The following is a 21082-nucleotide window of genomic DNA, read 5'->3' as shown; positions in this document are numbered from 1 at the left end:
GTCTTCGCCGCGTCTCGAAGGATGAGACACGACGAATATTCGGGCCCGCATGGTTCGAGACGGCGCTAACGCGCCTCCTCACCATGAGGGACGGCAGAGGAGAAACCAATGTCCGGCGATCTCGATCAACTCACCGCACTCAACCGCGACTATGTCGCCTCAGTGCAGAATTGCGACGTCAGGCGCTTCGACGAAATCCTGGCGGCGGAGTTCTACTGCTCCAATCCCGACAAGACGCTGGTCGACCGCGCAGCATTCCTGAAGCAGACGGCCGTGCCGGTGACGATCAGGAACCTCAGAGAATACGACGTGAAGATTCGCATCCTCGGCGACTTCGCTATCATCCACGCCGCCACCAGCTATACGACCGCGGACGGCACGCAGGCGAACGGGCGTTATACCGATTGCTGGGCCAGGCAGAACGGCAAGTGGCTCGCGGTGTCCGCGCACGTGTCGCGGTAATTTCCAACACCGTCATTCCGGGGCGATGCGCAGCATCGAACCCGGAATCTCGAGATTCCCCGATGCGCAATTGCGCATCTGAGGTCTGGTCCTTCGGACCATCCCGGAATGACAGCGTCTCCCACTGTGCCGCACACATCCGCCGCGGCGTATGGGTCCCGGCTCAAGGCCGGGACGACGGCCTAATCACGCGTCAAACATGATCACGCTGCGCAGCGTCTTGCCGGCCTTCATGTTGGCAAAGCCCTCGTTGATCTCGGAAAGCTTCAGCTTGGCCGAAATCCAGTCTTCCAGATGCAGCTTGCCACGCATGTAGAATTCGATGAGTCGGGGCATGTCGACGCGGAAATGATTTGAACCCATCGACGAACCCTGGATGCGGCGCTCGCGCAGGAAATCGAAGCCGTGCAATTCGATCTTCTGGCCGAACGGGATCATGCCGACGATGGTTGCAGTGCCGCCGGCCGCCAGCATGGCGAACGACTGTTCCGCGGTCTCTTTCCGTCCCAGCACTTCGAAGGAATGCTGCACGCCGCCATTGGTGAGGTCGCGCACCTGCTGCACCACGTCGCCGTTGCGGGGATCTACGATGTCGGTGGCGCCTAACTTGGTGGCGAGCTGCAGCTTGGCCGGATTGGTGTCGATCGCGATGATGCGGCCGGCGCCGGCAATCGCCGCGCCGTTGATCGCCGCCATGCCGACGCCGCCGCAGCCGATTACGGCGACGGTTTCACCGGCCTTGACGCCCGCGGTGTTGACCACCGCGCCGTAGCCGGTGATGACGCCGCAGCCGATCAGCGCCGCCAACTCCAGCGGCATGTCTTTCCGGATTTTGACGATGGCGTTTTCGTGCACCAGCATCTGCTCGGCGAACGACGACAGGTTGAGGAACTGGTTGAGTTTCTCCGAGCGCGCCCAGGACAGCCGGTTGGAAGCGCCCGGCAGCATCTTCACGGTGGTGTCGGTGCACAGCACGGTGCGGCCGGTGGTGCAGTTGTCGCAGGTGCCGCAGAACACCGACAGGCACGTCACGACGTGATCGCCGGGCTTCACATAGGTGACATCGGAGCCGACCTTCTCGACGACCCCGGCGGATTCGTGACCGAGCACCGCGGGCAGCGGGTGCGGATACAGCCCTTCCATGAAGTGCAGGTCGGAGTGACAGAGGCCGGCGACGCGGGTGCGGATCAGGACTTCGCGCGGACCGGGATTCGGCACACTGACATCCTCGATCTGCAGCGGCTTGTTGACTTCAAACAGTACGGCGGCCTTCATGGGTACTCCCTTTATTTTATGTTTCTTGAACCGGAACGGGTGTCGGCACGCAGCCTATGCTGCCGTAAGCAATTCGCCAACCTCGGCCATGCCGATCGCGCGCTCGTCGAGCAGGTGCCCGGTGATCGCACGTTGCGCGGGACTTTCCGTCAGTTGGAACGGATCGCTCGGGGACACGCGATGGTCGATCACCATGCGCGACAGCAAGAGCCGCCTCGCGTCGCCGCGCATCTCGTGAATGCGGCCGCCTTCCCAGGCCAGCGCGACCGCGCTGGCGACATGATACAGAAGACTGGTCGCGCGCCGGGCGTCGCCCTCATTGTCGGAACGGGCGGCAACCTCACGGGCAAAGCCGATCGCGCGATCGGCAAGGTCGCCCAGACGATTGCGCCAGGCCTGCGGCACGTTGGCGCTGTCGTCGAGCCGGGCGTGCAGGTCGGCGGCGAGCGCGGCATCGGCGCCGTGGCGGCCGACCGCGCGTTTCAGCGCATCGATCGCGACGATGTTGCCGGTGCCTTCCCAGATCGAACCGAGATGGGCATCGCGCAGCAGCCGCGCGGTGGCGAATTCCTCGATGTAACCGATGCCGCCGCGCATCTCCAGCGCATCGCCGCACACCTTGCGGGCGTCGCGGGTGGCGCGGAATTTCAGGGTCGGGGTCAGGATACGCAATAGCGCCGCCGCATCCTGGCTGCCGGCCTCGGCACGGTCCAGCGCATCGGCGGTGAGGAAGCTCATCGACAGCGCCTGCTCGGTCGGCAGCATGATCTTCATCAACTGCCGCCGCGCCAGCGGCAGGTCGATGATGCGCTGGCCGAACACGACGCGGTTTCTCGCCACCGTCATCGCGTCATGATGCGCCCGCCGCATCAGCGCGGTGGATTTGACGCCGTTGGAGAGCCTGGACGAGTTCACCATCTCGGCCATCTGCACGAAGCCGCGATCGAGTTTGCCGACCGCATACGCAATCGCGCCTTCCAGCTTGATCTCGCCCGAGGCCATCGAGCGGGTGCCGAGCTTGTCCTTCAAACGCACGATCCGGTAGTGGTTTTGCGAACCGTCCTCCAACCGCCGCGGCATCAGGAACAGCCCGACGCCGCGCGTACCGGGGCCGGCACCTTCCGGCCGCGCCAGCAGCATCACCACTTCGGCGTCAGCATTGGAGCAGAACCATTTCTCGCCGGTGAGCCGCCAATGATCGCCTTCCTGCACGGCTGTCGTGGTCAGCGTGCCGACGTCGGAGCCGCCTTCCTTCTCGGTCATGAACTGACCGCCCTGGGTCAGCTTGCTCATGTCGGTCTGGGTCAGGCCGTCGAGATAGCGCGCCTTCAGGGCGTCGCTGCCGAAATTATTCAAGAGCTTTGCGCAACCGTCGGTGACGTTGATCGGGCAGCCCATGCCGAATTCGGTCTGGTTGAACAGGAACGTAAAGGCGTGCTTGGCGACGACGGGATACTTGTCCGGCCAGCCCATGATGCCCTTGCGGATCGACAACGCGTGAATACCGAACTCGCCGAAGGCAGCCTTCTCCAGTTCGCGATAGGCCGGATGATATTCGATGTACTGGGAATCGCGCCCGAAGCGGTCGCGCTGATGCAGCACCGGCGTGTGCCGGTCGGCCAGCCGCGCGCATTCGTCGAGATAGCCGCCAGCCAGTCCGCCGAGGCGATCGAGATGCGGTTCGATATGGCGAAACAGCGCATCGGGAAGATGCAGCTTGAGCAGATCCGTCAGCGCCGGATCGGCCCGGTAGAAATTCATCCCCGTTGTGTCCGGTGCGAGCAAGCCCGGCTGATTGGCTGAGGCTGCCGCGCGTTCCTGCTTGAGTGGCTGCATTTTTAGCCCTTGTTCGTTCCGCCCGATATTGGTCATCTACCGATAACGCAGGCGATCACGCCGTCAACAACCATAATTAGAGGACCACCCATGGCGGACGGATATCGCATCATCGGCGCCGAAATGTCGCCCTACTCCGTCAAGGTCCGCTCCTATTTCCGCTACAAGGGAATTCCGCATCAATGGGTGTTGCGCAATGCGGCAAGCCAGCCGGAATTCGAGAAATTCGCCAAAATGCCGATCATCCCGCTGGTGGTAACGCCTGACGGTACTGGCATCCAGGATTCCACGCCGATCATCGACCGGATCGAGAAGCTTCACCCCGAAGCATCGATTCATCCCGGCGAGCCCGTCACGCAGTTCATCTCCGCGCTGATCGAGGAGTTCGGCGATGAGTGGGGCAACAAATGGATGTTCCACTACCGCTGGGGCCGTGACGTCGATCAGATCTCCTCGGCCGGCCGCATTGCGCGGATGCGCGCGCCCGGGGCCAGCGAGCAGGAGCATGATGCGTTCACGGCGCAGGTGCGGGCACGCATGGTCGACCGGGTCTGGTTCGTCGGCTCGAATGCCACGACCGCGCCGCAGATCGAGACCGGCTTCCGGGAAATGCTCGGGTTGCTCGACGCGCATCTGGCGACGCGCCCCTATCTGTTCGGCGGACGGCCGGCCTACGGCGACTTTGGCCTCTGGGGCCAGTTCTATGAGATGTGGACCGATCCGACCGTGGGTGGCTTGATCGGCGGCGGCGCGCCGCATGTGCTCGACTGGGTGCACCGCATGCTGTGGCCGCGGAACGAAGGCGCGTTCGAAACATGGAGCGCACTGGCGCCGACCCTGATGCCGATCCTGACCAAGCAGGTGGGGCGGCAATTCTGGACCTGGACATTGGCCAACGAGAAGGCGCTGGCGGACGGCAAGGACGAGTTCAGCGTCACCCTCGGCGACAAGGTCTGGATCCAGAAGCCGCAAAAATATCACGCCCGTTCGCTCGGCATGCTCCGCGCCAAATACGCTGGGATCGCCGACAAGCGGGATCTCGACCTGATCCTGGCCGCGGCGGGTTGCCTCGCGGGATTGCGCGCCTAGATACCTAGTCCCACCATCCGAGGAACGCGCCCATGGAATCGCCGAAATACAAGAACGCGCTGATCGTCGGCGCCGGAGAAGGCCTGAGCGCATCGCTGGCGCGGCTGTTTTCGCGCGAGGGCATCAAGGTCGCGCTCGCCGCCCGCAAGATCGAGAAGCTCGGCGCGCTCTGCACCGAGACCGGCGCCCGCGCCTTTGCCTGCGACGCCACCAGTGCGGAGGATGTCGAGCGGCTGTTCGGCCTGGTCGAACGCGAGATCGGCGCGCCTGACCTTGTCGTCTACAATGCCAGCGGGCGGGCGCGCGGCGCCTTCATCGATCTGGCGCCGGCAGACGTCGCGCAGGCGATCGCGGTCTCGGCGTTCGGCGGCTTTCTGGTGGCGCAGCAGGCGGTGCAACGCATGCTGCCGAACAAGCACGGCGCCATCCTGTTCACCGGCGCTTCCGCCAGCGTCAAGGGCTATGCGCAATCGGCGCCGTTCGCGATGGGCAAGTTCGCGCTGCGCGGGCTCGCCCAGAGCATGGCGCGCGAATTGTCGCCGCAGGGCATCCACATCGCACATTTCGTCATCGACGGCGGTATCCGCAGCGCAGCCCGAACCGAGCCCGCTGACCGACCGGACTCGATGCTCGATCCCGATGCCATTGCGCTAAGCTACTGGAATGTGCTGCAACAGCCGCGCAGCGCCTGGACCTGGGAGCTGGAACTGCGGCCATGGGTCGAGAAGTTTTAGGGCGAATAACCATCACCGTCATTGCGGGGCGATGCGACAACCCGGAACGACGGGCCAAATAAGAAACTGGGGGAACCATGACCACCGAGACCAAGATCGACACCGGCACCGACGAATTGCTGTGCGTGATCCGCGACCGCGTCGCCATCATCACGCTGAACCGCCCCGAGGCCCGCAACGCGATGTCGGATAATCTGACGCCGGCCTTGCGCAACATGATCAAGGCCTGCGGCGAGAACCCCGACGTCGGCGTGCTGCTGCTGACCGGCGCCGGCACCGCGTTCTGCGCCGGCGGCAACGTCAAGGGCATGGGCGCCAACCGCGACAAGAACAAGCTGGCAATGTCCCACGACGAGCGGGTCGCCGACCTTCAGGAGCGGCAGCGCCTCTTGACCGGCGCGCTGGTCTCGGTGCGCAAGCCGACCATTGCAGCATTGCCCGGCCCCGCGGTCGGCGCCGGCCTGGCGCTCGCCATGGCCTGCGACATGCGGATCGCCGCGCAATCGGCATTCCTTTCCACCGGCTATCTCAAGGTCGGCCTGAGCGGTGACTACGGCATCGCGTGGCTGCTGACCCGGCTGGTCGGCACCTCGCGGGCGCGGGAACTGATGTTCACCTGCGAGCGGGTCGATGCCGCAAGATGCGAGGCGATCGGCCTTGTGAACCGCGTGGTCCCGGACGACAAGCTGCAGGCGGAGGCGTTCGCGCTCGCCAAATCGATCGCCGACGGACCGACGATCGCGATTCGCTACATGAAGGACAATCTCGACGAAGCCTTGATGTTCGATTTCGCCACCGCGCGCGATCATGAAGCCGAGCGCATGGTCCGCTGCCAGGTGACATCAGATCACAAGGAAGCGGTGCAGGCGTTTGTCGAGAAGCGCAAGGCGGTGTTCAAGGGGGCTTGAAGATCGGCATCTGCCAAGTCGGCGAAGAAAAATAGCCCGGTTCTGGTTACCGCCAGAACCGGGCTTAGATCCTGTCAGCTCGCAAGAGGAGGGATTGCGAACTGACGGGAGGCGGCGGCGAGTTTCCAGCTTGCGCAGGGAATGTCGCGCGGCTGGATATCGATCTGCTTTTCGAAGCGCACCAGCTTCCAGTCGCCGGGGCTTTGCGCGAAGGCGTAGCCGGCCTTGCGGGCGAGGCTGATCATCGACTCGTTCGAACGCAGCGTGTCACCAAAGATGCGCTCGGCACCGAACGATGCCGCGCGGCATTCGAGATTTTTCAACAGCGCCTTGCCGATGCCGTGACCCTGCCAGCGGTCGTCGACCGACAGGCCGAATTCGATGCTCGACGTCTCGGCGTGGAAGGCATAGCGGACTTCGCCGACGATGGTCTCGTAACCATCGAACATCATGGTTGCGACCGCGCTGAACTGCTCGGCCTCGCCGACATGAATGAAGTGCGCGAGCAGCGTCGCCGGCAATTCGCGCATCGCGCCGAGGAAGCGGTTGTAGCGTGAGCGGGTCGTGAGCGAACGGAAATAGGCCTGCAGCGGCTCAGCGTCGCGCGGTTCGACGAAACGAACGGTGACCGCCTCGCCGCTACGCGAGCGCAGCGTGTCGGAATACTGCTTGAGATCGTCGAAACGCAGGGTTGTCATGGCACGCTCTCCCGATCTCTAGGAATTCTGGATCTCCGAGAAAATCGCCGGCGTCCCCTGATGAGGCGACGCCGGCTTGGCTGCCCTAGGCCTGCCAGAACGGCTTTGAGGTCTCGAAGATGGCATCGCCCGAGGACAGGCCGATGTCGTGGAGATCCCGGTCGGACCACTGCGCCAGCTCGCGGCGCGCCTCGTAGCGCTGCCGCCAGACATGGACGGTCTCGGCCAGCTCGGCCAATACGCCCTGTCCATGATGATTTATCATCGAATCATGCGTAAAAGTGGACATTTGAAACTCCTTTAGCTAACTTGTTGAGGCTAATATCTGCGCAAACAGACCCATTCACAAACGACACTTTGTACCGCTTCGCATGATATAAACTCATGTATTCGGGAATGCGGAAATGACCGTCAGGCTGCCCTCGCTGAATGGATTGCGCGCCTTCGAGGCCGCGGCCCGGCATTTGAGCTTCACCCAGGCGGCGTCCGAGCTGAATGTGACGCAGACCGCGATCAGCCATCAGATCAAGCGGCTGGAGGAGGAGCTAGGAATCCCCCTGTTCGTCCGCCAGAACCGCGCGCTGACCCTGACGCCGCAGGCCACGGATTACCTCCCCGGCATCCGCGCCGCATTCAACGATCTCAGGCTTGCCACCGACCGGCTGCTGCGCAAGGACGACGACCATGTGCTGACGGTCTCGACGCTGGCGTCGCTGGCCGCCAAGTGGCTTTTGCCCCGGCTGACCGCGTTCCAGGAAGAACATCACGGCATCGACGTGCGCATCACCACCTCGACCAGCCTGGTCGATTTCCAGCGCGACAATGTCGACGCCGCGATCCGCTACGGCCGGGGCCAATGGCCAGGGCTGCGCGCCGACTGGCTGATGGCGGACGAATTGTTCCCGGTGTGCAGCCCGAGCCTGCTGAAGGGCAACAAGCCGCTGAAATGCCCTGAGGACCTCAAAGACCATGTGCTGCTGCACACCTCTAACGCCAACAGCGACGACTGGCGGCTGTGGCTGTGGGCGGCGGGTCTGCCGGCCGATTTTTCCAAACAGCCCGGCGTGACCTTCGACATGATCTTCATGACCGTGCAGGCCGCGATCGACGGCCTCGGCGTCGCGATGGGCCGCACCGCCTATGTGCAGGAAGACATCGCCAGGGGCCGGCTCGTGGTTCCCTTCAAGATCACGCTGCCGGTCGACGCCGGATTCTATCTGGTCTCGCCGGCCGGACGAACCGACCCGCCGAAACTGTCGGCGTTCCGGCAATGGCTGGTGGCCTCGGCGCAAACCAAGCCCTGAAAATCCGGTATTCCCCGTTGTCAGGGCCGCGCCCGCGATTTGCGGTTGGTCGGGCCGCGCAGGCGTGGCAGATTGCCACACCAAGGCAGGACAACTGTCTCGGCTGGCGGAATTTTCGCCGGAGCGCAAACGGGGGAAACAGCTGATATGTCGCAGACGGACAATTCGGAAATACCGCAGATCAAATCGCGTATCGGCGCCATCCTGCGCGCCACCAGCGGCAATTTCCTCGAGCAGTTCGACTTCTTCCTGTTCGGTTTCTACGCCTCCTACATCGCCAAGGCGTTCTTCCCATCCGAGAACGAGACCGCCGCCCTGCTCAACACCTTCGGCGTGTTCTGGCTGGGCGCGCTGATGCGCCCGGTCGGCGCGATCGTGCTCGGCGCCTATATCGACCGCATCGGCCGCCGCAAGGGCCTCATTGTCACGCTGGCGATCATGGCACTCGGCACGGTAACGATCGCCTTCTGTCCGACCTATGCGACCATCGGCGTGGCTGCTCCGGCCATCGTGCTGATCGGCCGCCTGCTGCAGGGCTTCTCTGCCGGCGTCGAACTTGGCGGCGTGTCGGTCTACCTCGCGGAGATTTCCACCCCCGGCAACCGCGGCTTCTATACTTCGTTCCAGTCCGCCAGCCAGCAGGTCGCGATCTTCGTCGCCGCGATCATCGGCTTCGCGTTGAGCGAGGCCATGCCGGCGGCAACCGTGGCGGCATGGGGATGGCGAATCCCGTTCTTCATCGGCTGCCTGATCATTCCCTTCATTTTCTTCCTCCGGCGGACGCTGGAGGAAACGCCGGCGTTCCTGGCGATGAAGAAGCATCCGAGCACGTCGGAAGTCTTCAGCTCGGCGGCGGTCAACTGGAAGATCATCGTGCTCGGCATGATGATGGCCGTCCTGACCACCACGACCTTCTACTTCGTCACCGTCTACACGCCGACCTTTGGCAAGACGGTGCTGAAGCTCTCGACGCAGGAAGCCCTGATCGTCACCCTTCTGGTGGCGGTCATGAATTTCATCTGGAATCCGGTCGGCGGCGCGGTATCCGACCGTATCGGCCGCAAGCCGGTGCTGCTGACAATTGCCTGCCTCGCGCTTGTGACAGCCTACCCCGTGCTGAACTGGCTTGTCGCCGCGCCGACCTTCGGCAAGATGCTGGCGGTCGAAATGATGTTCTCGTTCTATTTCGGCGTCTACAGCGGCACCATGCTGGGCGCGCTGGTCGAGGTGGTGCCGGCGCATGTCCGCACCACCTGCTTCTCGCTGGCCTTTGCCCTCGCCGCCGGCCTGTTCGGCACCTTCACGCCGTTCGCCTCGACCTGGCTGATCGACCACACCGGCGACAAGGCCTCTCCCGGCTACTGGCTCATGTGCGCTGCGGCGCTTGGCATCGTGGCCGCCCTCGTCATCTATCGCGGCGGCAAGACCATCGCGACGCGAGACGTCGTGCCCGCATAACCGCAGCGCGAAATCGCCGGGCAAGCCGACCGGCCTGCCCGGCGGCACGTTTGATTTCCATGCAAATGACGATAACAAGAGCGCATGGTGGATTTTAATCGCAAATTTGATGTGCTGGTGATCGGCGGCGGCAACGCCGCGCTGTGCGCCGCGATCAGCGCCCGGCGCGCGGGCGCTTCCGTGCTGGTGCTGGAGGGCGCGCCGAAATTCTACCGCGGCGGCAACACCCGCCACACCCGCAACATGCGCTGCGCCCATGACGCGGCGACCGAAATCCTCACCGGCCCCTACACCGAGGAGGAGTTCTGGCAGGACCTGCTGCTAGTGACCGGCGGCCAGACCGACGAGGAACTGGCGCGCTTCATGATCCACGAGTCCAAGGACATCCTGAACTGGGTCGTCGAACAGGGCGTACGCTGGCAACCCTCGCTCGGCGGCACGCTCAGCCTTGGCCGCACCAATTCGTTTTTCCTCGGCGGCGGCAGGGCGATGCTGAACGCGCTCTATCTCACCGCCGAAAAACTCGGCGTCGAGATCGTCTACGACGCCGAGGTGACCGGCCTGCAGATCGAGGACGGCATGTTTCTCGGCGCCACGCTGAAGCAGCCGATCAACGGCGCCACCGAAATCCGCACCTCCGCTCTGGTCGCGGCCGCCGGCGGTTTTGAGGCCAACATCGAATGGCTGAAGCAATATTGGGGCGATGCCGCCGACAATTTCCTGATCCGCGGCACGCCATATAACCGCGGTTCGATCCTGAAGATGCTGCTCGACAACGGCGTGCAGGACATCGGCGATCCCACCCAGTGCCACGCGGTCGCGATCGACGCCCGCGCGCCGAAATTCGACGGCGGCATCATCACCCGCCATGACTCGGTGGTGTTCGGCATCGTCGTCAACAAGCACGCCCAGCGTTTCTACGACGAGGGCGAGGACATCTGGCCGAAGCGTTATGCGATCTGGGGCCGGCTGGTCGCAGCGCAGCCCGACCAGATCGCCTACATCATCTTCGATTCCAGCGTCGTGACCAGCTTCATGCCGACGCTGTTCCCGCCGATCGGTGCGCCCACCATCGCCGAACTTGCGGCCAAGCTCGAACTCGATCCGGCAGCACTTGAGAAGACGCTCGCCGACTTCAACGCCGCGGTGCAGCCCGGCACCTTCGATCACACCATTCTCGACGATTGCCGCACCGAAGGCATCACGCCGGCGAAGACGCACTGGGCGCGCAAGATCGATGCGCCGCCTTATCTGGCCTATCCGGTGCGGCCCGGCATCACTTTCACTTATCTTGGCACCCGCGTGAACAAGCAGTCGCGCATGGTGATGAAGGACGGCAAGCCCTCCGCCAACATGTTCGCGGCCGGCGAGATCATGGCCGGCAACGTGCTCGGCAAGGGCTACGCCGCCGGCATCGGCATGACCATCGGCAGCGTGTTCGGACGGGTGGCGGGACGGGAAGCCGCCAGGAATGCCAAGAACTGATGCAGGGCTCGATTCACCTCGCCCCGCTTGCGGGGAGAGGGAGAAGAACGCGGGAGGAAGACACATGTCGCGTACTATCTTTGCGTCCATCGCCGCTCTGCTGATGAGCGCAGCCCTGGCACAGGCCGCCGAGCCGATCGCGCTGCGCGATATGGGCTCGTTCCATGTCGGCGGACGGCTGGTCGAAATCAGTGGCAAGCCGGTGAAGGAAGTCACCTTCACGCCGGGCGGCGTGCCGGCCAAGGTCGACCCCAACGGCACCTATCAGGTCGAGCAGATGTACGTGCAGTACTTCCTGCCCGCCAACGAGAAGGGCGCCTATCCGCTGTTGATGTGGCATGGCGGCGGGCTGACCGGCGTCACCTGGGAAACCACGCCCGACGGCCGCGAAGGTTTTCTGAATTATTTTCTGCGCAAGGGCTGGAGCGTCTACAATTCCGATGCCGTCGAGCGCGGCCGCGCCGGCTGGGCGCAATATCCTGACATCTTCAAGGGCGAGCCGGTGTTTCTCACCACCGCTAACCCGTTCCAGCGTTTTCGCATCGGCGACGGCCCCAACTCCTACGATCCGGATCCGGCGAAACGGAAGTTGATGCCGGGCAGCCAGTTTCCGAACGAAGGCTACGAGAATTTCGTCAAGCAGAACGTGCCGCGCTGGACCACCACCGACGATGCGATCGTCGCCGCTTATATCGCCGAGATCGACCGTGTCGGCCCCTCCATCATCATGTTCCACAGCCAGGCCGGCAGCTTCGGCTTCAAGGTGGCGCAGGCGCGGCCCGACAAGGTCAAGGCGCTGATCGCGCTCGAGCCTGCCGGTGTCGGCGATCCCGACAAGGCCGAGGTGCTGAAGAACATCCCGACCCTGATCGTCTATGGCGATTACATCGAGAAGGATTCGCGCTGGCCGAAGATCCGCGCCACCGGCATTGCGTTCGGCGACAGGATCAAGGCCGCCGGCGGCAGCGTCGATATCGTCGATCTGCCGCAGGTCGGCATCACCGGCAATTCGCACATGCTGATGATGGACAAGAACAACGCCGAGGTCGCCGCCCTGATCCAGAAATGGCTCGAAGGCAAGGGCCTGACGAAGTAACACGGCCCGGCATCGGGCAGGAAGCAACGCGACATGCACGGAACGCGAATTCTCGAAGAGGCCGACCGCCTGATGACGGTTTGCAATTCCTGCCGCTATTGCGAGGGCCTCTGCGCGGTGTTTCCGGCGATGGAAATGCGCCGCGCGTTTTCCGACGGCGACCTCAACTATCTCGCCAACCTCTGTCATTCCTGCGGCGCCTGTTACACCGACTGCCAGTTCTCGCCGCCGCATGAATTCAACGTCAATGTGCCGCAGACGCTGGCGGTGGCGCGCAACGACTCCTACGCTGCGTACGTGTGGCCACGCGCCTTTGCCGGTGCGTTCGCGCGCAACGGGCTCGTCATCAGCATCGTTGCGGCGCTTAGCGTCGCCGCATTCATCTTCGGCTTCGCCGCGTTCACCGATCCTTTGGTACTGCTCGGCGTCCACACCGGGCCGGGCGCGTTCTACAAATTGATGCCGCATAATGCGATGGCGGCCCTGTTCGGCGCCGCCTTCCTCTATGCCATCGTGGCCCTTGCGATGGGCGTCGTGGCGTTCTGGCGCGACATCGGCGAACCCGTCGGCATGAAGACCGATTGGCGATCGCTGTTGCAGGCGATGCGCGATGCCGGCGAGCTGCGCTATCTCGACGGCGGCGGGGTCGGCTGCTTCAACGAGGACGACAAGCCGACCGACCGCCGCAAGCTGTATCACCACCTGACCTTCTACGGCTTCGGTCTGTGCTTCGCCGCCACCTGCGTCGCGACGCTCTATCATTACCTGTTCGCGCGCGAGGCACCCTATGCGTGGTGGGACCTGCCTGTCGTGCTGGGCACGCTCGGCGGCATCGGGCTTCTGATCGGGCCGGTCGGCCTGCTCGCCGAGAAGCGGAAGCGCGATCCTGTGCTGGTCGACGCGACACGGATGGGCATGGACGTCTCCTTCATCGTCATGCTGTTCCTGACCAGCCTGACCGGCATCGCGCTGTTGCTGTTGCGCGATACATCAGCAATGGGCCCGCTGCTGGCGCTGCATCTCGGCGTGGTGTTCTCGCTGTTCGTCACCATGCCCTACGGCAAATTCGTCCACGGCATCTATCGGTACGTTGCGCTGGTGCGCTACGCGCGGGAACGGCAGATGATGCATGGGGCTGGTAATGAGTAACCCGTAGCCCAGATGAACGAAGCTGGCTCGCTCTTTCCTCGTCATTGCGAGCGAAGCGAAGCAATCCATTTCACGGCACAACGGATAGATGGATTGCCGCGTCGCTTCGCTCCTCGCAATGGCGCAATCTCACTGTCGTCGGCCGGCGTGACCGGGCGATCCAGTACGCCATGGCCCGTCGATTCCATCACTGCTGCCTCTGGAATACTGGATCGTCCGCTTTCGCGGACGATGACAGCGGAGTGCATTCTCGCGGCATGATTTGCCCGAGTTTTGCAAGAAAACCTTTACCCTCCGAAATCAGAGGGCGCAGGGAAGACCGGATGCGCGCTGCACCCGCGGTCTCGCGTGCGATGTGTATAAAAATGCTGCACACGAGCATACAGGTTCAGCGGAGAACACCCGGCCTTCCCTGCGCAATGGCTTTACGGCTTATACGCAATCGTCCTGGTGACCGGCTTTCTTGCCACCATCGCTTGCGGATTGCTCCGCTCACTTGACGCCAGCACCGGGGCGTCGGACCCAAACGATTTCACCGTACGCAACAGCAGCGTTCGTCTTCGCCGCCATCACGTCCACCGCTCCCTGCCCCTCGTTTGCGACGATGGCCTACGCCCCTCTGGTGGGACAGGATGGCGGGAGTTAGACTTTTGATTTGCCCGACGGGGCAACAGAAATATTTTTATCCGAAGGGCTGGACAGACTTTTGGTGATTTGCCCGTCGGGTTGTTTTGCCGCACCCGTGGCTTAAATTCGCTCTTGCGGGCACCGCGACTCGCCCACCGCAAGTGCTCGCAAATCAGCCGGGAATACCTAGATAGGCTGCATGAAAAACATCGGATTTCTATCGTTCGGGCACTGGACGCCCTCCTCGCAATCGCAGACCCGCTCGGCGGCCGACACGCTGCTGCAATCGATCGACCTCGCGGTCGCAGCCGAGGAATTGGGCGCCGACGGCGCCTATTTTCGCGTGCATCACTTCGCCCGCCAGCTCGCCTCGCCGTTCCCGCTGCTGGCGGCCGTCGGCGCCAGAACCAGCCGGATCGAGATCGGCACGGCTGTGATCGACATGCGCTATGAGAACCCGCTCTACATGGCCGAAGACGCCGGCTCGGCCGATCTGATCGCGGGCGGACGCCTGCAACTTGGCATCAGCCGGGGCTCGCCCGAGCAGGTCATCGATGGATGGCGGTATTTCGGCTATCAGCCGGCCGAGGGCGAGACCGATGCCGATATGGGACGGCGCCATGCCGAGGTCTTCCTTGATGTGCTGCACGGCAAAGGCTTCGCCCAGCCCAACCCGCGCCCGATGTTTCCGAACCCGCCGGGCTTGCTGCGCCTCGAACCGCATTCGCAAGGCCTGCGCGATCGCATCTGGTGGGGCGCCAGTTCGAACGCCACCTCCATATGGGCAGCGAAGCTCGGCATGAACCTGCAGAGTTCGACGCTCAAGAACAACGAAACCAACGAGCCTTTCCACATCCAGCAGGCGGCCCAGATCAGGGCGTATCGTTCGGCCTGGAAGGAGGCCGGCCATACGCGCGAGCCGCGGGTGTCCATCAGCCGCAGCATCATCGCCATCATGGACGATCGCGACCGTGGTTACTTCGGCCGCGGCGGCGAAGAGGATGACCAGATCGGCTTTATTTCCCCTGAGACCCAGGCGATTTTCGGGCGCGGCTATTCGGCCGAGCCGGACGTCCTGATCGAGCAGCTCAGGAAAGACGAGGCCATCGCCGAAGCCGACACCCTGCTATTGACCGTCCCCAATCAGCTCGGGGTGGCCTATAATGCCCATGTCATTGAGTCGATCCTGAAGCACGTCGCGCCCGCCCTCGGCTGGCGCTAAGGCCTGTTGGAACGTTTTCAGTAGCCATCCATTTGCTGGTATGACTTGTCTGAAAGGAATCCGGGCGTGAGCGTTGCCTTCACCAAGGAAGACAGTGCCGAGACGGCGTCGGAAACACTGCTGCCCGACCGCCCGATCTCGCCGCATCCGAACCTCGTGACGGAAGCAGGCTTGAAAGCTCTGCAATCCCAGCTCGACCAGGCGCGCGAGGCGTGCGAGGCGGCGCAGAAGATCGAGGACGTGAACGAACGGCGGCGGCAGGCCGCGACCCCGTTGCGCGATGCGCGCTACTTTGCGGCGCGGGTGCGGACAGCCCAGGTCATCGCCGCCCCTGCGTCAAACGACACCGTTGCTTTCGGCAGCACGGTGACCTTCAGGCGCCACGACGGACGCGTGCAGACATATCATATCGTCGGAGAGGACGAAGCCGACCCCAAGGCCGGTTCGATTTCCTTCGTCTCCCCGGTGGCAAGGTTGCTGATGGGCAAGGCTGTCGGGGATGTCGTTGGCACCCCCGGTCAGGAGCTCGAGATCATCGCGATCTCGTAACGCCCGCCTCACCTACCCTACGGTCTGAACCGGAAATTCACGCCCGCCATGGCGGTATCGATCCGGCGGCTGACTCGAATCGGCTCGATGAAACCGAAGGCATCCTGCGTGTTGAGCGTCTGTGTACCGAAATCCATGTGATTGTATTCGGCGAAAACCGACCAGTTCGGCGCCAAGAGATATTCGAGACCGCCACCGATGACCCAGCCGGACCGCGTCTCCCCGCCTGTTTGATTTGAGACGCCCATTCCGGTGATCGTGTAATCAAGATTTCCATGCGTCCAGGCAGCACCACCCTTGACATAAAGAAGGGCCTGCGGAACGACCGCATAGCCAACCCGCAAGGTCGCGGTCGTCACCCACGACGTCCGCGCGCTCAGGTCAAAGATATTCGGGAATTGGCGGTTGGTCGGTCCCGGCACCACGTGGTTGCTGCCGCGGAGATCGGCAGCGTCAAACATGCCTTGCGCCCCGAACACCCAGGATCCCGCCTGATAGTCGCAGCCAACCTGCCCGCCACCAACCACACCCGAATTGTCCTCGGAGCCCAGATCGAAATTCGGCAATCGATTGGGATTGACGTTGGTGTAACCTTGGCGATCCCAACCCCCGCCGACATTTCCGCCGATGTAGCAGCCGGTCCAGGCATAGACGGGAGCCGGCGCAATCGGCGCCTTTGTATACGGTCGCGTGCCCAGATCGGCGCCCTGCGCTGTCGTTGCGGATACCGCGAGCGCAACGGCCGCAATTGCCGTGAAATCTCGAAATGACATAAATCCAAGCTCCCAATTGTCGAAACAGGCTTGCCGTCAAACTGGCGATCTCCAGCCTCAGTGGACCATGAGCGACAGCGGCATCTTTGTCTTGGACTGGGCCGTCAGGTACTATGCGTGGCGCGACAGCGCATCGCATCGCTCGGCGCGTGATGCGAAAATGTCACGGCCTATCCCGCCCGGATCTCGGTCGGCGAAACGCCAAAACGCTTGCGGAAGGCGCGGTTGAAATAGGAGAGATCGGAAAATCCGGACATATGGGCAACGTCCGAGATCTTGCGATGTCTCTGGGTGGGATCGGTGACGAGCTTGCGGGCCAGCAGCAGCCGTTGCTCCAGCACGAACTCGGTGAAGGTATTTCCTGATCGTTCGAACAGGCGTTGCGCCTGCCGTTCGCTGAGCCCGTAGCGGCGCACGAGGTTTGCGAGCGTGAGCGCGGGATTGCCGAGATCGCGCAGCGCGTCGGCGCGGATGAGGTCGAGCTGCGCCGAGGCACGGCCGGGTTCGCCTGGTCCCTCGAGCCGCACCGGCCGTGACGTAAACAACAGCGCCACCAGATCAACCAGATGCCGGGCCATCAGACGCTGGCCGGCGGCATCGAGACCGGGCGCCTGGCTCCCGCAAAGCGTCTGATAGCGGATGATCGTTTCGCGCAACACGTCGTGGCCGGAAATCGCGATAGAGAGCTGATCTTCCGCGCGGGGTGCGGCGGCGAGCAGCGCCTGGCGCGGAATACCAAGCGTCCGGAACGCGCCGCGCGGGCCGTGGCCGATCGAGCCGAGCACGCTCATGTCGGTCAGGCATAATTGGCCGCCCTGCATCTCGATGATCTTGTCACCCTGCAGCAGCGGCACGCTGCCCCATTGGGCCTCGACCAAAACGAGGTCGTCGCGGCCATCGCCGAGGATCTCCCTGGTGCGCGAGAATTGCGCGGACAATCCGCTTGGCGCCGCCAGCACCAAAGCGTCGATCGGATCAATCCTCAAGCGGCAGTCGATCCCGCCGCCTTCGCTGGGCTGGATGTCGACGCCGCAGAACGCGCGGCAGGCGACCTCGCGCCAGGCCTCGTATTCGGCACCGGTCGGCGGGCCTTTATAGGCGTTGAAGATCGTTCCCAAGAGCACCCCACTGAAACATGCGTCCAGCGATTAGTGTAGTCTTCCTTGTATCGGGTTCGATCGATTCGTCGGTAAATTGCCCGCGCAAGAGGCAGGCCTTTTGCGGCAGTTGACTTCCTGCCAACCCGGATCTCAGCCAAGGATTGATCGGTACAGGCTCAAATATCGATCGGCCATGAGGTCCACCGTGAACCGCGCGGATACCGCGGCACGGCAGGCCGCGCGATCGATTTCGTCGATGCGTCCAATCGCATTGACCGCCGCGTCGAGGCTATCGACCAGAAATCCGGTCACGCCATCCTCTATCAGCTCGGGCATCGACCCCCGATTGCAGGCAATGACGGGCGTTCCGCAGGCCAGCGCTTCCACCACCGACAGACCGAACGGCTCGTCGAAATTGATGAGATGAAGCAGTGCGCGTGCGGAGCCCAGTGTCTTGGCGCGTAGCGTTCCGCCAACCGGACCAAGATAGGTCACCGACCCGCCGTCGAGTACGGGCGCCACATGCTGGTCGTAATAATTGCGGTCCTGGACAATGCCGGCGATCGTCAATTTCCGCCCCGTTCGACGGGCCGCCGCGATCGCTTCGGCAGCACCCTTGTCCGGATGAATGCGGCCGAAGAACAGCAGATCTTCGCCGCCAAGCGGATCGAACGGGAAATCCTGAAGCGGGATGCCGTGGTGGATCGTTGCGGCATAGCGCAGGTCCGGATGGCGATCGGCGTCGCTGATGGCGACATAGTGGACGCGCGCTTCGTATTCCTTGTAGGCGGGCAGAATGCGCGCCGACGAGAAACCGTGGATCGTCGTCACCACAGGGGTTTCGACCAGCCGCGAGAAGGCGAGCGGTACGAAATCAGCTTGATTGTGAATGAGGTCGAACTGATCGGCCTGCTCAAACACATGGGCGACGTGAAGCATCTCCCACACCTTGGCGTCGATCGCGGGGTCTTCGGAATAGGGCGCCGGACAGACGGCATCCAGCTTCGCTGTCGTGATGCTATCTTTTGTCGCGAACAGGGTGACATCGACGCCGCGCGCCACCAGCGCCTCGGTCAGGAGACTCGTCACCAGCTCCCAGGGGCCGTAATGGCGCGGCGGTGTTCGCCAGGAGATCGGCGCCAGCATGGCGATGCGCAAGGTAGCGTCCCTTCTCTGCGTTGTGCTATCGGGCCTCGAGCACGACAGCTTCATTCGATCGTAACAGGAGGACGCCGGCTTCCACCGGCGCCGCGTCCCCGGTCGTGGACAGCAGCATCCGGCTTCCGCGCGCCCAGTCCGGCAGCTCAAGCCGGTGCTGTCGCTCCCCGAGGTTGAGCGCCACAATCAGCCGCTCCGTGCCGTGCCGGCGCGCGTAAACCAGGGTCTCGTCCGCCACGTTCAACAGAGCGAAATCGCCGATCGACAGTGCCGGGCGATCGCATCTCAGCGCAAGCAACCGGCGATAAAGCGTCAGGATGGACTGAGGGTCCTCCGCCATGCGCATCACGTTGCGCGCCGGCCAGTCGGCATTGAGCGGCAGCCACGGCCTGGCCCTGCTGAAGCCGGCATTGTCGCTGTCATCCCACGGCATCGGCGTGCGCACGGGGTCGCGGCCCAACGCCAGGCCGGGCTCACGCAACTCGCGCGGATCGCGCACCTGCGACGGTTCGATCGCGACATCGCTCAAACCCAGCTCGTCGCCATAATAGAGCGTGGGCGTGCCGCGCAGCGTCAGCAACAACACCGCAGCGACGCGGGCCTGGGCCTGCCCGCGCCGGGTCGCAACCCGCGGCCGGTCATGGTTGCCGAGCACCCAGTTGGGCCACCCACGCGGCGGTAGTGCTGCCTCATAGCCGGTGATAGCAGCTGCCAGGGCGGCCGCCCGCCATGGCATATCGACGAGCTGGAAATTGAAAGGCAGGTGCACCCCGCGGCGTTCGCCGCCGTAATAGTGCATCAGCCGCTCGACCGGCAGGTAGATCTCGCCGATCAGAACCCGCTCGCCCTGTCCCCTGGCGCCATAGCTGTCGGCGATTTCGCGCATCTCGGCTGCGATCAGATGCACCTCGGGCTGGTCCGTCGAATGGCGTTGAAGCAGGCGGTGCATTTCGCCCATCCCGGGCCGATAGGCCGGGTTGGGTGGATTGTCCGGAAAATCCGCGGCCTTCAGCATGTGCCACAGCACGTCGATGCGAAAACCATCGACGCCGCGGTCGAGCCAGAAACGCATCACATCGTACATCGCCGCCTGCACGGCTGGATGACGCCAGTTGAGGTCCGGCTGCTCCTTCAGGAAGGCGTGATAATAATACTGTCCGGTGGCCTCGTCCCATTGCCAGGCCGAGCCGCCGAAATCGCTGATCCAGTTATTCGGCGGTCCGCCGTCCGCCGCAGGGTCGCGCCAGATGTACCAGTCTCTCTTCTGATTTTCCCGCGAAGCGCGGCTCTCGACGAACCATGGATGCTGGTCGGAGCTATGGTTGGGCACGAAATCGAGCAGAACCTTGAGCCCGCGCCGGTGGGCTTGCACCAGCAGGTCGTCGAAATCCGCCAGCGTGCCGAAGCGTGGATCGACGTCGCAATAGTGGGCAACGTCATAACCGAAATCGACCATCGGCGACGGGTAAATCGGAGAGATCCAGATGGCTCCGACGCCAAGGCCGGCAAGATAATCGAGCCGTCGCGCTATTCCCTTGAGGTCGCCGATGCCGTCGTCGTTACTGTCCTGAAACGAGCGCGGATAGATCTGATAGATCGCACAACCCTGCCACCAGGGCGCGCTCATGCCATCAGCGATCTGGCGGGCAGGCTGACTGTCCTTACTGAGCACGTGAGGTGGTCAAAACACGTCCATCCTGTCTTTCGCGTCAATCCACAGATTGCGCGCATCCGGCCGCGGCCAACGACCCTGTTCCTGTTACGATCGGAAGTCGACGGTTTTCTTAAGGTTCCGTCGAGGGCGCATCGAGGCCGGACGTCGCGAATTCATAAACCAACAATTCCGGTCAGCTTTGGTTTACCAGCCCCATTAAGCTTTCCCGTCCGAGGGCATGCGATGGTGGCTGCAGATCGAGAACAAATCTCGACAGGGAAAGCGTCAGGGTCAGGCCGCCAAGCGGCCTGACCCGCCATCCCCGGGGAATGCAATGTCTGCAAAGACAACGTCGAAGAAGGCGAAACGCAAAAAATCAAGAACGGGCCCGCCGCCGGTCGATGCGGCATCGACGATATCGATGGCGACGCAAAATCTGACCAATATGGTCGTGGTATTTGCCGTCTCAGGCACTGTCCTGCTCGGACTTCTGGCCGCCAGACAT

The 21082-nt window shown here is 63.3% G+C and carries 20 protein-coding genes; 11 read left to right on the top strand and 9 right to left on the bottom strand.

Features of this window, described 5'->3' with window-relative positions; genetic code table 11:
* The first annotated feature begins 108 nt into the window (after positions 1-108).
* A complete protein-coding gene (locus BLR13_RS21265; RefSeq protein WP_074819880.1) occupies positions 109-462 on the top strand; it encodes a nuclear transport factor 2 family protein in 354 nt (117 codons plus the stop codon).
* Between the two features lie 186 nt (positions 463-648).
* On the opposite strand, the gene BLR13_RS21260 is transcribed toward BLR13_RS21265, so the two are convergent.
* Together BLR13_RS21260 and BLR13_RS21255 are read right to left on the bottom strand one after the other, a co-directional pair.
* Positions 649-1737, bottom strand: a complete 1089-nt coding sequence (locus tag BLR13_RS21260; protein ID WP_074819882.1) for a Zn-dependent alcohol dehydrogenase — start codon at positions 1735-1737, stop codon at positions 649-651.
* Positions 1738-1791: 54 nt separating this feature from the next.
* On the bottom strand, positions 1792-3573 hold the full coding sequence (locus BLR13_RS21255) for an acyl-CoA dehydrogenase family protein (protein WP_074819884.1): 1782 nt from the start codon (positions 3571-3573) through the stop codon (positions 1792-1794).
* A 90-nt stretch (positions 3574-3663) separates the two neighbouring features.
* Between BLR13_RS21255 and BLR13_RS21250 the strand changes: the two genes are divergently transcribed.
* From BLR13_RS21250 to BLR13_RS21240, 3 genes are all read left to right on the top strand, one after another.
* Complete coding sequence (locus BLR13_RS21250; protein WP_074819886.1) at positions 3664-4662, top strand: glutathione S-transferase family protein; 999 nt, start codon at positions 3664-3666, stop codon at positions 4660-4662.
* A gap of 32 nt (positions 4663-4694) precedes the next feature.
* The gene (locus BLR13_RS21245) at positions 4695-5396 is read left to right on the top strand and encodes an SDR family NAD(P)-dependent oxidoreductase (protein ID WP_074819888.1); all 702 of its coding nucleotides are present in this window, start codon (positions 4695-4697) and stop codon (positions 5394-5396) included.
* Positions 5397-5473: 77 nt separating this feature from the next.
* Entirely contained in the window at positions 5474-6304 is an 831-nt protein-coding gene (locus BLR13_RS21240; protein ID WP_074819889.1) for an enoyl-CoA hydratase, read from the top strand.
* A 74-nt stretch (positions 6305-6378) separates the two neighbouring features.
* Here the strand turns inward: BLR13_RS21240 and BLR13_RS21235 are convergent, their stop codons facing one another.
* Positions 6379-7002, bottom strand: a complete 624-nt coding sequence (locus tag BLR13_RS21235) for a GNAT family N-acetyltransferase (RefSeq protein ID WP_074819890.1) — start codon at positions 7000-7002, stop codon at positions 6379-6381.
* 85 nt (positions 7003-7087) lie between these two features.
* Positions 7088-7291: a DUF1127 domain-containing protein gene (locus tag BLR13_RS21230; protein ID WP_074819892.1), complete on the bottom strand. Its 204-nt coding sequence runs from the start codon at positions 7289-7291 to the stop codon at positions 7088-7090.
* A 115-nt stretch (positions 7292-7406) separates the two neighbouring features.
* Here BLR13_RS21230 and BLR13_RS21225 point away from each other — a divergent pair, with 115 nt between their 5' ends.
* The 7 genes from BLR13_RS21225 (at position 7407) to greA (ending at position 15892) form a co-directional block, all read left to right on the top strand.
* The gene (locus tag BLR13_RS21225) at positions 7407-8306 is read left to right on the top strand and encodes a transcriptional regulator GcvA (RefSeq protein WP_074819895.1); all 900 of its coding nucleotides are present in this window, start codon (positions 7407-7409) and stop codon (positions 8304-8306) included.
* 147 nt (positions 8307-8453) lie between these two features.
* Entirely contained in the window at positions 8454-9764 is a 1311-nt protein-coding gene (locus BLR13_RS21220) for an MFS transporter (protein ID WP_074819897.1), read from the top strand.
* 84 nt (positions 9765-9848) lie between these two features.
* Positions 9849-11249, top strand: a complete 1401-nt coding sequence (tcuA, locus tag BLR13_RS21215; protein ID WP_074819899.1) for an FAD-dependent tricarballylate dehydrogenase TcuA — start codon at positions 9849-9851, stop codon at positions 11247-11249.
* A 64-nt stretch (positions 11250-11313) separates the two neighbouring features.
* Entirely contained in the window at positions 11314-12345 is a 1032-nt protein-coding gene (locus BLR13_RS21210) for an esterase (protein ID WP_074819901.1), read from the top strand.
* Between the two features lie 33 nt (positions 12346-12378).
* Positions 12379-13494 (top strand): tricarballylate utilization 4Fe-4S protein TcuB, encoded by a 1116-nt coding sequence (gene tcuB, locus BLR13_RS21205; RefSeq protein ID WP_074819903.1) that lies wholly within the window; start codon positions 12379-12381, stop codon positions 13492-13494.
* An 826-nt stretch (positions 13495-14320) separates the two neighbouring features.
* A complete protein-coding gene (locus tag BLR13_RS21195) occupies positions 14321-15343 on the top strand; it encodes an LLM class flavin-dependent oxidoreductase (protein ID WP_074819905.1) in 1023 nt (340 codons plus the stop codon).
* A 66-nt stretch (positions 15344-15409) separates the two neighbouring features.
* Positions 15410-15892 carry a transcription elongation factor GreA gene (gene greA / locus BLR13_RS21190; RefSeq protein WP_074819907.1) on the top strand — a complete coding sequence of 161 codons (483 nt, stop codon included), beginning with the start codon at positions 15410-15412 and terminating at the stop codon, positions 15890-15892.
* 17 nt (positions 15893-15909) lie between these two features.
* Here the strand turns inward: greA and BLR13_RS21185 are convergent, their stop codons facing one another.
* From BLR13_RS21185 to BLR13_RS40270, 5 genes are all read right to left on the bottom strand, one after another.
* A complete protein-coding gene (locus tag BLR13_RS21185) occupies positions 15910-16665 on the bottom strand; it encodes an outer membrane protein (RefSeq protein ID WP_074819908.1) in 756 nt (251 codons plus the stop codon).
* Positions 16666-16835: 170 nt separating this feature from the next.
* Positions 16836-17783, bottom strand: coding sequence for an AraC family transcriptional regulator (locus BLR13_RS21180; RefSeq protein WP_143039702.1), 948 nt, complete (start codon positions 17781-17783; stop codon positions 16836-16838).
* 132 nt (positions 17784-17915) lie between these two features.
* Positions 17916-18923 carry a glycosyltransferase family 4 protein gene (locus tag BLR13_RS21175; protein WP_074819910.1) on the bottom strand — a complete coding sequence of 336 codons (1008 nt, stop codon included), beginning with the start codon at positions 18921-18923 and terminating at the stop codon, positions 17916-17918.
* 25 nt (positions 18924-18948) lie between these two features.
* Positions 18949-20550 carry an alpha-amylase family glycosyl hydrolase gene (locus tag BLR13_RS21170; RefSeq protein WP_074819912.1) on the bottom strand — a complete coding sequence of 534 codons (1602 nt, stop codon included), beginning with the start codon at positions 20548-20550 and terminating at the stop codon, positions 18949-18951.
* Positions 20551-20868: 318 nt separating this feature from the next.
* Positions 20869-21051 carry a hypothetical protein gene (locus BLR13_RS40270; RefSeq protein WP_154070800.1) on the bottom strand — a complete coding sequence of 61 codons (183 nt, stop codon included), beginning with the start codon at positions 21049-21051 and terminating at the stop codon, positions 20869-20871.
* Positions 21052-21082 lie beyond the last annotated feature (31 nt).

It is taken from the genome of Bradyrhizobium ottawaense (assembly GCF_900099825.1).
Classification (GTDB): Bacteria; Pseudomonadota; Alphaproteobacteria; order Rhizobiales; family Xanthobacteraceae; genus Bradyrhizobium; species Bradyrhizobium ottawaense_A.
This window is presented reverse-complemented; position numbering and strand designations above follow the sequence as displayed.